Origin of the sequence: Pseudomonas sp. WSY_20, assembly GCF_043104335.1 — a bacterium.
Taxonomy (GTDB): Bacteria; Pseudomonadota; Gammaproteobacteria; order Pseudomonadales; family Pseudomonadaceae; genus Aquipseudomonas; species Aquipseudomonas parafulva_B.
In genome coordinates, this window is the sequence record NZ_JBICKP010000030.1 from 117,520 (window position 1) to 130,342 (window position 12,823).

A 12,823-nucleotide genomic window follows, 5' to 3' on the forward strand; every position below is an offset into this window, starting at 1 on the left:
AATTGCTTCAGACCCTTCTGACGCAATGATGTGATGATCGCCAAGAACACCCCTCCTCGCCGCCCTCGCTGGCGCAGCCTGGCTTTACTGGCGCTGTGCCTGGTGCCGCTGCTATGGCCGCTGCATCACCTGGCTGAGCGCTATTACCGGCAAGAGTTGGCCTCGCAGAACCGGCAGACCCTCGACCTGTATGTCGCCAACCTGCTGGGCACGCTGCACCGCTATGAAACCTTGCCGCAGATCCTTGGCGATTTGCCAGCCCTGCGCGGGGTGCTGGCCGACCCGTTTCGCCTGGAAGCGGTCACCAATGCCAACCGCCTGCTGAAAAACATCGTGCAGCAGACCGGCGCCGAGGTGATGTACCTCATGGACGTCAGCGGCAATACCCTGGCGGCCTCAAACTGGGACAAACACGACAGCTTCGTAGGGCGCAACTTCGCGTTTCGCCCCTACTTCAACGAAGCCATGGCCGGGCACCTCGGTCGTTTCTTCGGCCAGGGCACAACGTCCGCGAAGCGGGGTTATTTCTTCGCCGCCGCCGTGCGCGACGGCGAACGCACCGTCGGTGTGCTGGTGGTCAAGGTTGACCTCGATCATACCGAGACCTTATGGGGCCGCACACCCGAGCAACTGTTGCTGACCGATCACAACGGCGTGGTCATCCTCACGTCACGCCCGGAGTGGCGTTTTCGCGCTACCCGGCCGCTGACCGCAGCCGAGCGCCAGGCCATCATCGCCATCCAGCCGTACCCAACCCAGGCCCCCCAGCCGCTGGTGATCAGTGACGATGCCTGGATCACCCAGACCCGGGCCATTCCAGAAACCGGCTGGCAGGTCAGCATACTTGCGCCGCGCATCCTGGTGGACCGCTCCGCGCAGACGGTCACGGCCATCGGTGCCGGCGCTCTGCTGGTCATCGTGCTGCTGACCGGCCTGGTGATGCAGCGGCGCCGTCATTATATGGACCGCATCGATTTCGAGGCCCGCGGGCGCCAGCAACTCGAACAGCGGGTGGCCGAGCGTACCGCCGACCTCGAAGGGCTCAATGCGCGCCTCAAAAGCGCCGTGCTCGAACGCGAGAATGCCCAGCAGGAGGCCGTGAGGGCCCAGGACGAACTGGTGCAGGCAGGCAAGCTGTCGGTGCTGGGCACCATGTCGGCGAGTATCAGCCATGAGCTCAACCAGCCCCTGGCAGCCATTCGCAGCTATGCCGAAAACGCCGAGATCCTGTTGGACCACCAACGTACCGAAGACGCGCGCGGCAACCTGAAACTGATCGGCGAGCTGACCGGACGCATGGCCTCGATCATTGCCCACCTGCGTGCCTTTGCCCGCCGCGACCGCCACGCTCCAGAAAGCGTAGCCCTGCAACCGGCCCTGGACGACGCCCTGGCCCTGCTTGCCAAACGTCGCCGGGCAATGGCGGTTGAGCTGGTGCGCGACCTGCCGGAAGCCACGCTGTGGGTACAGGCGGGCGAAACCCGCCTGCGCCAGGTACTGGGCAACTTGCTGGCCAATGCCCTGGACGCGTTGACCGAGAAGGCCAACCCGCGCCGGCTGTGGATAAGTGCCGAACAGCAGGACGATTGCGTTTATCTCTCCATTCGCGACAACGGCCCCGGCTTCAGCCGTCAGGCACTGGAGCATGCCATGGAGCCCTTTTTCACCACCAAGACCCGCACCCAGGGGCTGGGCTTGGGCCTGGCCATATGTGACAGCCTGATGCGCACCCTAGGGGGTGAGCTGCTGCTGGCCAACCACCCCGAGGGCGGTGCGTTGCTGACCTTGAAAATGCGCGTAGCCCCACCGGGTGCCACCTTGCCCAATTCAGAGGATTCTTCGGCATGAGCCCCGAAACACTGATCGACAGTCGCGCCCAGGTGATCCTGGTCGACGACGACGCACACCTGCGCCAGGCCCTGAGCCAGACGCTGGACCTGGCCGGGCTCAAGGTCGTGGCATTGGCCGATGCCCATGGTCTGGCCGAGCGTATCCCGGCAGACTGGCCAGGCGTTGTAGTCAGCGATATCCGCATGCCGGGTATCGATGGCCTGCAGCTGCTTGAGCAATTGCATGGCCTGGACAGCGAGCTACCGGTGCTGTTGATCACCGGGCACGGCGATGTCCCGTTGGCGGTACAAGCCATGCGCGCCGGTGCCTACGACTTCCTGGAAAAGCCCTTCGCCAGCGACGCCCTGCTAGACAGCGTGCGCCGCGCCCTGGCACTGCGCCAATTAGTGCTGGAGAACCGCAGCCTGCGCATGGCATTGAGCGACCGCCAGCAACTGGCCACACGTTTGGTGGGCCAGTCTGCGGCCATGCAGCGTCTGCGCGAGCAGATCGGCGCACTCGCCGGCACGCGAGCCGACGTATTGATCCTTGGTGAGACCGGGGCTGGCAAAGAAGTGGTCGCCCGCGCCCTGCACGACCTGTCGAGCCGCCGGGACGGGCCCTTCGTGGCCATCAACGCTGGCGCTTTGGCCGAATCGGTGGTCGAGAGCGAGCTGTTTGGCCATGAGCCCGGCGCCTTCACGGGCGCGCAAAAACGCCGCATCGGCAAATTCGAATTTGCCAATGGCGGTACGTTGTTCCTCGATGAAATCGAAAGCATGAGCCTGGATGTGCAGGTAAAGCTGTTGCGCATGCTGCAGGAGCGCGTCGTCGAGCGGTTGGGTGGCAATCAGCTGATACCGCTGGACATCCGCATCATCGCCGCCACCAAGGAAGACTTGCGCCAGGCCGCCGACCAGGGGCGTTTTCGCGCCGATCTGTATTACCGCCTGAACGTCGCGCCCTTGCGCATTCCGCCGCTGCGCGAACGTGGCGACGACATCCTGATGCTCTTCCAGCATTTCGCCGATGCCGCCAGTCAGCGCCATGGCCTGGGGCCGCACGCCCTGCAACCCGCGCAACGGGCTTTGCTGCTGCGTCATGACTGGCCGGGCAACGTGCGCGAACTGCAAAACGCGGCCGAACGCTTCGCCCTCGGGCTGGAACTGGCGCTCGATGGCCAGGCGCCGCCTGCAACCCACGCTCCCGCCCCCGTCACCGGCAACCTGAGCGAGCAGGTCGAGCACTTCGAACGCTCGTTGATCACGGCCGAACTGGCTCAGCCGCACGGCTCGCTGCGTAGCCTGGCCGAAGCGCTGGGTGTTCCACGCAAGACGCTGCACGACAAGTTGCGCAAGCATGGCCTGAGCTTCGAAGGCGGCGGCGGTGGCCATGACGACCATGAGGAAACCCGTTGATGAGCAAACCGATTCACCCTCTGCAGACAGTGCTTCACTCCGATATTCCATTGACCCGGGACATGGGCCTGGAGGTACTGGACTGGCAACAGCATACCCTGCGCCTGCAACTGCCCTTGGCCGCCAACGTCAACCACAAGAACACCATGTTCGGCGGCAGCCTCTACTGCGCAGCGGTACTGGCCGGCTGGGGCTGGTTGCACCTGCGGCTAAAGGAACTGGGCATCGATGATGGGCACATCGTCATTCAGGAAGGGCAGATCAGCTACCCGCTGCCGGTTACCGGCGCTGCCGTGGCCAGTTGCGCTGCTCCGGACGAGAAGGCCTGGTCGCGATTCCTGGCAATGTATCAGCGGCGTGGGCGGGCACGGCTGACGCTGGAAACAACGGTGAGCAATGTGGGCAGTGATGAAGTGGCGGTGATGTTCAGCGGGCAGTATGTGTTGCACAGGTGAGCGGCGGGCGGCCAATTGGCGGTCTTGATTGAAACCGGGAACTGGGGCCGCTTCGCGGCCCATCGCGGCACGAGGCCGCTCCCACAAAGACCGCATTTGCCTGCGGGTCCGTGCATTAAAAAAGGCTATCGATTTCTCGGATGGAAGCGGCTTTGCCGGGGCGCCGGACCGGCCGCGATGGGCCGCAAAGCGGCCCCTTCGGTCCTCTACCCATGAACAATTTCAATCCCTAAAGCCACACTTATCCTCGCCAGTCAAACAAGCCCAAGCAAAGCCTCTCGCCAACGGGCCCCCGCCGGCAGGGCAAGGAAGTAGGGATTGAGCAGCGATTCGCGCGCTGGATAGCGGAAGGGTTGGCCGTCGACCTCAATCACCTCGCCCCCGGCACCCTCGACCACACCCTGGGCGGCCGCCGTGTCCCACTGGGAGGTCGGCGCCAAGCGTGGGTAGCAGTCGGCGCTGCCTTCGGCCAACAGGCAGAACTTCAGTGAACTGCCCACCGAAACCAGCTCAAGCGGCCCCACCGCAGTACTCAACCCGTTCAGCAAAGCCTCTTGCCGAGGGCTGGAGTGCCGGCGGCTGGCAACCACGGTGAACGGCGACCCGGCAGGCGGGGTGGCGCGCACCTGGATGGCCTGCGCGGTTTCACTCCGCTCCGCTCGCCAGGCACCCAGTGCCCGCCCTCCAAAGTAGCAACGCCCCGAAGTGGGCATCGATACTACCCCAAACACCACCTCGCCCTGATCGATCAAGGCAATGTTGACCGTGAACTCCTCGCTGCCGGCAATGAACTCCTTGGTGCCGTCGAGCGGGTCGACCAACCACCAACGGCGCCACGTCTGGCGCTCCGCCAACGGGATATCGCAGTCTTCTTCGGACAGGACGGGAATGTGCGGGGCCAGGGTCTGCAAGCCCTCTGTAATTACCTGGTGTGCTGCCAGGTCGGCAGCCGTGACGGGCGAGTCGTCGGCCTTGTTGACGACGGCCACATCAGCGCGCCAGAACGGCAGGATCGCCTCGCCCGCCGACAGCGCCAACGCCACCACGTCCTGCATCAATTGCTGATCGTTCATGGTGCCAGTACCCCGCGCTGGATCAGCAGGTCACGCGCCAGGTACAAGGCAGCCAGCGCACGCCCTTCGCTGAACTGCGGGTGCATGGCCAAGGCCGACAGCTCCCGCAGGTTGACCTTGTCCACGCCCATCGGCTCCGGCTCATCGCCCTCCAGCCGTTCCTCATACAGGTCGGTGGCCAGTACCACCTGGATCTTCTGGCTCATGTAGCCCGGGGACAGGGACAGCTCGGTCAGGTGCTCCAGTTGCCGTGCACCAAAGCCGGCTTCTTCCTTGAGCTCCCGGTCAGCTGCCGCCAGCACGTCCTCGCCCGGTTCGATCAAGCCCTTGGGTAGCGACAGTTCATATTCGTCAGTCCCGCCGCAGTACTCTTCCACCAGCACTGCGTGCTCGGCATCGAGCATGGCCACGATCATCACCGCACCATAGCCATTGCCCCGGCCCACCAGCCGCTCGTAGGTGCGTTCCACGCCGTTGCTGAAGCGCAACTCGACGGCCTCAACTCGGAACAGGCGGCTGCTGGCGACGATCTCGCGGCTGAGGACGGTAGGTTTCTGGCGCATGGGGGGCTCCTTGGCGTGAACGGGTTACTATACCGTGGCTTGCCGACCGAACGAGAGTTTCCCATGCCTGTTCTTCCCTGGTCCGCCATCGATACCGTCCTGCTGGACATGGATGGCACACTGCTCGACCTGCACTACGACAACCGCTTCTGGCTGGAGCACCTGCCGCAGCGCTATGCAGAGCTGCACGGCGTGAGCCGGGCGATGGCGCAGCTGGAACTCGAGCCGCTGTTCGAGCGCAACGCCGGTACCTTGAACTGGTATTGCCTGGACTTCTGGAGCCGTGAGCTGCGCCTGCCGATCCGCGAGCTCAAGCGCGAAATCGCCGACCTGATCGCCTTGCGGCCCGATGCCGATACCTTTCTGGCCGCGATCGGCCAGGCAGGCAAGCGGGTGATCATGATCACCAATGCACACCGCGATTCACTCTCGCTCAAGCTCGAACGCATCGAACTGGCACCCTACTTCGACCGCATGATCAGCTCCCATGACTACGGGTTTCCCAAGGAGAGCCCGCAGTTCTGGGATGCCTTGCAGGCCGATATCGGCTTTGAACCTGCCCGCAGCCTGTTCATCGACGACACGCTGCCCATTTTGCGCAGTGCCCGGCAATTCGGCGTGGGCCACTTGCTGGCGGTGCGCCAGCCGGACAGCCAGGCGCAGCCTCGAGACACCGCAGAGTTCGCAGCTGTCGAAGACTATCGGGAATTGCTGAACGGTCTTTGAACGCAAACCCGCGCCATGGGCGCGAGTTGCGGTGACAAGCCTCTGGATGGGCCTATCGGTTACTCGGGAATACGCAGCACCTGGCCCGGATAGATCTTGTTCGGATCCGACAGCATGGGCTTGTTGGCCTCGAAGATCTTCTGGTACTTGTTGGCATCGCCGTAGACCTTCTTGGAGATGGCGCTGAGGGTATCGCCCTTCTCCACGGTCACGAAGCGCGCCGCCTGGGCTACGGGGCCGGTGACGGTGATCTGGTCGTCGACGCTGGCCACGCCTTCAATGTTGCCGGCTGCCAGAATGATCTTCTCTTTCTCTTCCTGGCTGGCCACCTCGCCCTTGAGGGTGACCTTGTCGCCTTCCACGGTGGCAGTGATGTTGGGGTTACCCAACCCGACGTTTTCGACGTGCTTCTTCAACTGCTCCTCGGCCTTGGCATTGCCGGGGGTCAGCAGATCGATCAACTTCTCGCCTGCTTCCTTCACAAAGCTGAATAGACTCATGACGCTCTCCTTGTTGATGTGAAACCGTTGGACAATGAAGTCTGGGCCAAGACTCAATCGGTCATCGCACTGCGACCTATCGACGCGGTCTATCACGGCATAGACCCTAGCAATTAGACGTCGCCGGCAGGCAAGCCTAGGCTTGTAGCCTCAGTAAGCCGGCGCCCGTCGCCGATCAAGAGCACGCCTGGATGAACAGCAAGCCACCGCTGTGTGCGGCCTCGTTACCGTTAGCCATGCCCGCCGCCAGCACTACCTATGATTACGTCCAGCTCGGCGATGGCCAGCCCGGCAGCACGCCACTGGCCGAAGAAGTCGCCCTGGCGATCGTGTACAACGGCCTGAACCAGGCCGTCATGCTCGTCAGCCCGACCGACCTGGAAGATTTTGCCGTTGGCTTCAGTGTGGGCAGCGGCATCGTTGAAAGCACTGCCGAAATCTACGACGTCAAACTGTCGGGAAGCGGCGCTTCGATGTATGCAGACCTGGAAATCTCCAGCCGCGCCTTCTGGAACCTGAAGAACCAACGCCGCCAACTGGCCGGCACCAGCGGCTGTGGCCTGTGCGGCGTCGAAGCCCTGGAGCAGGCGCTGCCGGACCTGGCCAAATTGCCGGGCGCACCGTTGCCCCCTGCCCAGTGGCTGGTCGGCCTGCGCCAGCGGATCGACGCCTTTCAGCCGCTGGGCCAGCACTGCGGCGCCGTGCATGCGGCCTTGTTCATGGACCGCCATGGCGAACTGCTGCTGGGCCGCGAAGACATTGGCCGGCACAACGCCCTCGACAAGCTCATTGGCGCACTATTGCGTCAGGGTATCGACAGCGACGGCGGCCTGGCCATCGTCACCAGCCGTTGCAGCCTGGAATTGATCCAGAAGGTGCTGCGTGCCGGCATCCAGACCCTGGTCAGCCTGTCGGCGCCTACGGGCCTGGCCCTGCAATGGGCACGCAGGCACAACCTCAACCTCATTCATTTGCCCAAACACAGCGCACCGCGGGTCTACAGCCCGGCGGCGGAGTCGTAACAGCCGTGACCTCGTACCAGCCTATTCCGAAAAACGCCCCAGCCTCCTCTCCTCGCTACAAGCCCTACCACGGCCCTGCCGGCGGCTGGGGTGCATTGCGCAGCGTGGCCAAAGCCTGGGTTGGCAGCGACAACCCGCTGAAGAACATCCGTGCCCTGCTCAAGACCAACCAGAACGGCGGCTTTGACTGCCCAGGTTGCGCCTGGGGCGACTCGCCTGAAAGCGGCATGGTCAAGTTCTGCGAAAACGGCGCCAAGGCGGTCAACTGGGAAGCCACCAAACGCCGCGTGGACGCTGCATTCTTCGCCCGCTACAGCGTCACCTCGTTGCTGCAGCAAAGCGATTACTGGCTGGAGTACCAAGGCCGACTGACCGAGCCGATGGTGTACGACGCCGCCACTGATCGCTACCAGCCCATCAGCTGGGACGCCGCGTTCGCCCTCATCGGCCGAGAGCTGAACAAGCTCGCAAGCCCTGACCAGGCCGAGTTCTACACCTCCGGGCGCGCCAGCAACGAAGCGGCGTACCTCTACCAGCTCTTCGTGCGCGCCTACGGCACCAACAACTTCCCGGACTGCTCGAACATGTGCCACGAGGCCAGCGGTGTGGCGCTGGGGCAGAGCGTGGGGGTAGGCAAGGGTACCGTCACGTTCGAGGATTTCGAGCACGCCGACGCGATCTTCGTCTGGGGCCAGAACCCGGGCACCAACCACCCGCGCATGCTGGACCCGCTGCGCGATGCCGTGAAACGCGGTGCGCAGGTGGTGTGCATCAACCCGCTCAAGGAGCGCGGCCTGGAACGCTTCCAGCACCCGCAAAACCCGCTGGAGATGCTGACCAACAGCGACCGCCCCACTAACACCGCGTTCTTCCGCCCGGCCCTGGGTGGCGACATGGCCATGCTGCGGGGCATGGCCAAGTTCGCCCTGCAATGGGAGCGTGAGGCGCAGGCCAAGGGTGAGCCGGCGGTCTTCGACCACGCCTTCATCGCCGAGCACGGGCATGGCCTGGACGACTACCTGGCGGTGGTCGATACCACGCCTTGGGCGCATATCCAGCAGCAGGCGGGCTTGGCACTCGAAGACATCGAACTGGCCGCCCGCATGTACTGCCGGAGCCAGCGCGTGATCATGTGTTGGGCCATGGGCATCACCCAGCACCGTCACTCGGTGCCGACCATCCAGGAACTGGTCAACCTGCAAATGCTGCGCGGCAACATCGGCGCGCCAGGGGCCGGGCTGTGCCCGGTTCGCGGTCACAGCAACGTGCAGGGCGACCGCACCATGGGTATCAACGAGCGTCCGCCGGCCGCCCTGCTCGACGCCATCGAAGCGCGCTTCGGCTTCCCGGTGCCGCGCAAGAACGGGCACAACACCGTCGAGGCCATCCATGCCATGCTCCAGGGGCACGCCAAGGTGTTCATCGGACTAGGCGGCAACTTCGCCCAGGCCACGCCTGACACCGAGCGCACCGCGCGAGCGCTGCGCAACTGCGAACTGACCGTGCACATCAGCACCAAGCTCAACCGCAGCCACCTGGTTCACGGCAAGCAGGCGCTTATCCTGCCTTGCCTGGGCCGTACCGACATCGACATGCAAGCGGACGGGCCTCAAGCGGTCACCGTCGAAGACTCGTTCAGCATGGTCCACGGCTCCAACGGCCAGCTCAAGCCACTGTCCCGGCAGATGCGGTCTGAGCCCGCGGTCATCGCTGGCATCGCTGCTGCCACCCTGGGCAAACACCCTGTGGACTGGCAATGGCTGGTGGCCGACTACGACCGTATTCGGGCTCTGATCGCCGACACCATTGCAGGCTTCTCTGATTTCAATCAGCGCATGCGGCAGCCTGGGGGATTCTACCTGGGCAATAGCGCCGGCCGGCGTGAGTGGGCCACGGCCAATGGCCGCGCCAACTTCAAAGCCAACCTGCTGCCAGATTCGCTGCTCGACGAGCGCGTGCGTGCCAGCGGCCAGGTGCCGGACTTGGTATTGCAATCGATGCGCTCGCACGATCAGTACAACACCACCATCTATGGCCTGGACGACCGTTACCGAGGCGTGCGCGGCCAGCGCGACGTGTTGTTCGCCAACGAAGCCGACATCGTTCGGCTGGGCTTCAAGCCTGGTCAGAAGGTCGACATCGTTTCACTGTGGGGGGATGAGCATGTTCGCCGAGTGCGCGGCTTTACCCTCCTGGCGTTCGACATACCTGCCGGGCAGGCAGCGGCCTATTATCCAGAAGTGAATCCGCTGGTACCGCTGGAGAGCATTGGCGAGGGTAGCCACACGCCAACGTCCAAGTTCATTGCCATCAAGCTGGAACGCGCCGAGGACGACGGACGAATTCTCTGAATGAAAAAGCCCTGGTCCAATGCAGGATCAGGGCTCTGTCACAAGAGCATAAGACCGCAGGAAAAAGATAAAGTTTCACTTATAAATCAATGAGTTGACGAATTGTGTACAACCCGTGCAATTCGTCGGATATTCGTTGCCACTGGACGCAGATAGAAGCACATTCGCCTCGTCATCCTTCTGAGGCTCTCTTGAATGAAGAAGTACTCCTCGATTCTGTTGTTGTCTTTTGGCTTGCTCAGCGGCGTTGCCATGGCAGGCGGCTCCACCGAGGCCGGCATTGGCGGCGCATTGGGTGGGGTACTGGGCTCAGTCGTAGGCCAGTCCATTGGTGGTAGCACTGGCGGCGCCATTGGCGCAGGCCTGGGCGGCGCCGCCGGCAGTGCGGTCGGCGCCGACAAGCGTCAGCGCGGCGAAGCGGCCATCGGCGGTGCGCTCGGCGCAGCAGGCGGCAACGTAGTAGGCCGTAGCGTTGGTGGCACCACCGGCAGTTACATCGGTGCAGCCGCTGGCGGTGGCGCAGGCGGTGCCCTGGGCAACTACATGGGCAACAAGGCCGATCAGGATGATCGCCGCGACCATCGCCGCTACCGCCGCGACTACGACGACCGTCGTCACTGGGACCGTGGTCACCATTATGGCCACCGCAAGCACGGCCGCCATCGCCACCCTTGATGAGTCAGGGTAGCCGCTGCGCATAGAACCCCGCCTTGATGGCGGGGTTTTTATTGAGCCCGCTCTGCAAGCGCCGCTAACCTCGCCGCCAATTGCGCCGGTAGCACTACCGGCTGGCCACTGGCACGGTCAATGAACACCTGCACCACCGTCCCCGCCGCACAAGCCTGGGCCTCACCATGGCGATAGAGCGCCAGCCGGTACTCCACGGTGCTCCCAGCCAGACGCGTCACCCCCAGCGCCACCTCCAGTACGTCCGGAAAGCCCGGCAGGGCGTAGAAGTCTGCCGCCGAGCTGACAACGAACGCCGCCAGTTCGCCGTCGCGCAGGTCCAGTTCCGCGTGTTCGATCAGAAAAGCATGGATGGCCGTTTCAAAGTACGCATGCACGGTCGAGCCGGCGATATGGCCGTTGGCGTCGTTGTCTTGCGCGCGGGTCAGGATCGGATGCACGTGGGAAAAGGCAGTGCGCTGGGGAGGCTGGATCATCGGGCGGGCTCACGGCTTCACATTGGGTGTACACAGTGAACCAGAAAATGAGCCGTTTGATCGAATTAACCCTTTTGAAGCCCCCAGCAAAAAGCCGCCCCGAAGGGCGGCTCTTTTACTACAACCTGCTTCAGCTTACAGCTGAGGACCCGCAGCCTTGATGGCGTCGGATACATCGAACTTCTTGAAGTTTTCGATGAACAGGTTGGCCAGGCCTTTGGCGGCTTCGTCGTAGGCAGCCTTGTCAGCCCAGTTGGTGCGCGGGTTGAGCAGGTCAGTCTCGACGCCTGGTACCGACTTCGGCACGTCCAGGTTGATGATGTCCAGGTGCTCGGTTTCAGCACCGACCAACGCGCCGCTCTGGATGGCAGCGATCACGGCACGGGTGGTCGGAATGCTGAAGCGCTTGCCCACACCGTAGCCACCGCCCGTCCAGCCGGTGTTGACCAGGTAGACCTTGGAGTTGAAGCCGTTGATGCGCTTGATCAGCAGCTCGGCGTACTCACCAGCAGGGCGCGGGAAGAACGGCGCGCCGAAGCAGGTGGAGAAGGTCGACTTGATGCCGCCGCCCGAGCCCATTTCGGTGGAACCGACCAGCGCGGTGTAGCCGGACAGGAAGTGGTAGGCCGCCTGCTCGTTGTTCAGGATCGATACGGGCGGCAGTACGCCAGTCAGGTCGCAGGTCAGGAAGATGACCGCGTTCGGCTCACCACCCAGGTTAGCCTCGGAGCGCTTGGCCACGTGTTCCAGCGGGTAGGCGGCGCGGCTGTTCTGGGTCAGGCTGACGTCGCTGTAATCGGCGTGCTTGTTGGCATCGAGCACGACGTTTTCCAGGACGGCGCCATGCTTGATGGCTTTCCAGATGACCGGCTCGTTCTTCTCGGACAGGTCGATGCACTTGGCGTAGCAGCCACCTTCCATGTTGAAGACGACACCTTCACCCCAACCGTGCTCGTCGTCACCGATCAGGTAGCGGCTCTCGTCGGCCGACAGCGTGGTCTTGCCGGTGCCGGACAGACCGAAGAACAGGGTGACATCACCCTCTTCGCCGATGTTGGCCGCGCAGTGCATTGGCAGTACGTCGGCAGCCGGCAGCAGGAAGTTCTGCACTGAGAACATGGCTTTCTTCATTTCGCCAGCGTAACGCATGCCAGCGATCAGCACTTTCTTCTGGGCGAAGTTGATGATCACGCAACCATCGGAGTTGGTGCCATCACGCTCAGGCGCGCAGACGAAGTTGGCGACGTTGAGGATCTGCCACTCGCCACGACCAGCCGGGTTGAACTGCTCCGGGTTGATGAACAGGCAACGCCCGAACAGGTTCTGCCAGGCCGTCTGGGTGGTCATCTTGACTGGCAGGTAGTGCTCGGCCGCCGCCCCTACGTGGACGTAGGAAACGAAGTGATCCTGGGCGTTGTTGAACGCCTCGACGCGGTCCCACAGGGCATCGAACTTGTCGGCCGGGAACTTGCGGTTGATCGGGCCCCAGGCAATGGCGTCCTGGGTGGAAGGTTCTTCGACGATGAAACGGTCAGCCGGGGAACGGCCGGTACGGTGGCCGGTCTCCACGACCAGTGCACCCGTGTCGGCTAGTACACCTTCACCGCGTTGCAGCGCTTCTTTTACCAGCTCATCGACGCTCAGGTCGGTGTACACGGTGTTGTTGGCTTGCGTCATGAGATACCCCATCCGGCCCGAGGCCGAGTGCTCCAAACGTTTTGT

Annotated in this window: 12 protein-coding genes; 7 read left to right on the plus strand and 5 right to left on the minus strand. The window is 63.4% G+C overall.

All coding sequences use genetic code 11. From position 1 onward, the window contains the following. Window positions 1-33: 33 nt before the first annotated feature. From ACF8E5_RS09065 to ACF8E5_RS09075, 3 genes are read left to right on the plus strand one after another with little or no spacing between them, the layout of a single operon-like run. Window positions 34-1,848 carry an ATP-binding protein gene (locus tag ACF8E5_RS09065; protein WP_058605940.1) on the plus strand — a complete coding sequence of 605 codons (1,815 nt, stop codon included), beginning with the start codon at window positions 34-36 and terminating at the stop codon, window positions 1,846-1,848. Then, the gene (locus ACF8E5_RS09070; protein ID WP_182139392.1) at window positions 1,845-3,248 is read left to right on the plus strand and encodes a sigma-54 dependent transcriptional regulator; all 1,404 of its coding nucleotides are present in this window, start codon (window positions 1,845-1,847) and stop codon (window positions 3,246-3,248) included. The genes ACF8E5_RS09065 and ACF8E5_RS09070 overlap by 4 nt, the downstream gene beginning before the upstream one ends. Beyond that, complete coding sequence (locus ACF8E5_RS09075; protein WP_182139393.1) at window positions 3,248-3,703, plus strand: YiiD C-terminal domain-containing protein; 456 nt, start codon at window positions 3,248-3,250, stop codon at window positions 3,701-3,703. Before ACF8E5_RS09070 ends, ACF8E5_RS09075 begins: the two co-directional genes overlap by 1 nt. Window positions 3,704-3,957: 254 nt before the next feature. Here ACF8E5_RS09075 and cysQ read toward each other — a convergent pair whose 3' ends face one another. Together cysQ and nudE are read right to left on the minus strand one after the other, a co-directional pair. Then, window positions 3,958-4,776, minus strand: a complete 819-nt coding sequence (gene cysQ / locus ACF8E5_RS09080) for a 3'(2'),5'-bisphosphate nucleotidase CysQ (RefSeq protein ID WP_058637088.1) — start codon at window positions 4,774-4,776, stop codon at window positions 3,958-3,960. Beyond that, window positions 4,773-5,339: an ADP compounds hydrolase NudE gene (nudE, locus tag ACF8E5_RS09085; protein WP_058605999.1), complete on the minus strand. Its 567-nt coding sequence runs from the start codon at window positions 5,337-5,339 to the stop codon at window positions 4,773-4,775. Before nudE ends, cysQ begins: the two co-directional genes overlap by 4 nt. A 63-nt stretch (window positions 5,340-5,402) precedes the next feature. On the opposite strand from nudE, the gene yrfG reads away from it, so the two are divergent. Then, window positions 5,403-6,065, plus strand: a complete 663-nt coding sequence (yrfG, locus tag ACF8E5_RS09090; protein ID WP_058605998.1) for a GMP/IMP nucleotidase — start codon at window positions 5,403-5,405, stop codon at window positions 6,063-6,065. Window positions 6,066-6,124: 59 nt separating this feature from the next. Here yrfG and lysM read toward each other — a convergent pair whose 3' ends face one another. Next, window positions 6,125-6,565 (minus strand): peptidoglycan-binding protein LysM, encoded by a 441-nt coding sequence (lysM, locus tag ACF8E5_RS09095; RefSeq protein WP_058605997.1) that lies wholly within the window; start codon window positions 6,563-6,565, stop codon window positions 6,125-6,127. A 191-nt stretch (window positions 6,566-6,756) separates the two neighbouring features. Here lysM and fdhD point away from each other — a divergent pair, with 191 nt between their 5' ends. From fdhD to ACF8E5_RS09110, 3 genes are all read left to right on the plus strand, one after another. Continuing rightward, the gene (fdhD, locus tag ACF8E5_RS09100) at window positions 6,757-7,587 is read left to right on the plus strand and encodes a formate dehydrogenase accessory sulfurtransferase FdhD (RefSeq protein WP_058637086.1); all 831 of its coding nucleotides are present in this window, start codon (window positions 6,757-6,759) and stop codon (window positions 7,585-7,587) included. A 5-nt stretch (window positions 7,588-7,592) separates the two neighbouring features. Then, the gene (locus tag ACF8E5_RS09105; protein WP_392475176.1) at window positions 7,593-9,938 is read left to right on the plus strand and encodes an FdhF/YdeP family oxidoreductase; all 2,346 of its coding nucleotides are present in this window, start codon (window positions 7,593-7,595) and stop codon (window positions 9,936-9,938) included. 195 nt (window positions 9,939-10,133) lie between these two features. Next, window positions 10,134-10,613, plus strand: coding sequence for a glycine zipper domain-containing protein (locus ACF8E5_RS09110; protein ID WP_058605994.1), 480 nt, complete (start codon window positions 10,134-10,136; stop codon window positions 10,611-10,613). A 50-nt stretch (window positions 10,614-10,663) separates the two neighbouring features. On the opposite strand, the gene ACF8E5_RS09115 is transcribed toward ACF8E5_RS09110, so the two are convergent. Both ACF8E5_RS09115 and ACF8E5_RS09120 read right to left on the minus strand, forming a co-directional pair. Then, complete coding sequence (locus ACF8E5_RS09115) at window positions 10,664-11,101, minus strand: thioesterase family protein (RefSeq protein WP_196185997.1); 438 nt, start codon at window positions 11,099-11,101, stop codon at window positions 10,664-10,666. Window positions 11,102-11,236: 135 nt separating this feature from the next. Then, window positions 11,237-12,778, minus strand: coding sequence for a phosphoenolpyruvate carboxykinase (locus ACF8E5_RS09120; protein WP_196185996.1), 1,542 nt, complete (start codon window positions 12,776-12,778; stop codon window positions 11,237-11,239). Window positions 12,779-12,823 lie beyond the last annotated feature (45 nt).

Coding starts and splice junctions, on each gene's coding strand:
- cysQ (WP_058637088.1), bottom strand. CDS start 4,776: ATGAACGATCAGCAATTGATGCAGGACGTGGTGGCGTTGGCGCTGTCG.
- lysM (WP_058605997.1), bottom strand. CDS start 6,565: ATGAGTCTATTCAGCTTTGTGAAGGAAGCAGGCGAGAAGTTGATCGAT.
- nudE (WP_058605999.1), bottom strand. CDS start 5,339: ATGCGCCAGAAACCTACCGTCCTCAGCCGCGAGATCGTCGCCAGCAGC.
- ACF8E5_RS09110 (WP_058605994.1), top strand. CDS start 10,134: ATGAAGAAGTACTCCTCGATTCTGTTGTTGTCTTTTGGCTTGCTCAGC.
- ACF8E5_RS09065 (WP_058605940.1), top strand. CDS start 34: ATGATCGCCAAGAACACCCCTCCTCGCCGCCCTCGCTGGCGCAGCCTG.
- yrfG (WP_058605998.1), top strand. CDS start 5,403: ATGCCTGTTCTTCCCTGGTCCGCCATCGATACCGTCCTGCTGGACATG.
- ACF8E5_RS09070 (WP_182139392.1), top strand. CDS start 1,845: ATGAGCCCCGAAACACTGATCGACAGTCGCGCCCAGGTGATCCTGGTC.
- ACF8E5_RS09075 (WP_182139393.1), top strand. CDS start 3,248: ATGAGCAAACCGATTCACCCTCTGCAGACAGTGCTTCACTCCGATATT.
- ACF8E5_RS09115 (WP_196185997.1), bottom strand. CDS start 11,101: ATGATCCAGCCTCCCCAGCGCACTGCCTTTTCCCACGTGCATCCGATC.
- ACF8E5_RS09120 (WP_196185996.1), bottom strand. CDS start 12,778: ATGACGCAAGCCAACAACACCGTGTACACCGACCTGAGCGTCGATGAG.
- fdhD (WP_058637086.1), top strand. CDS start 6,757: ATGAACAGCAAGCCACCGCTGTGTGCGGCCTCGTTACCGTTAGCCATG.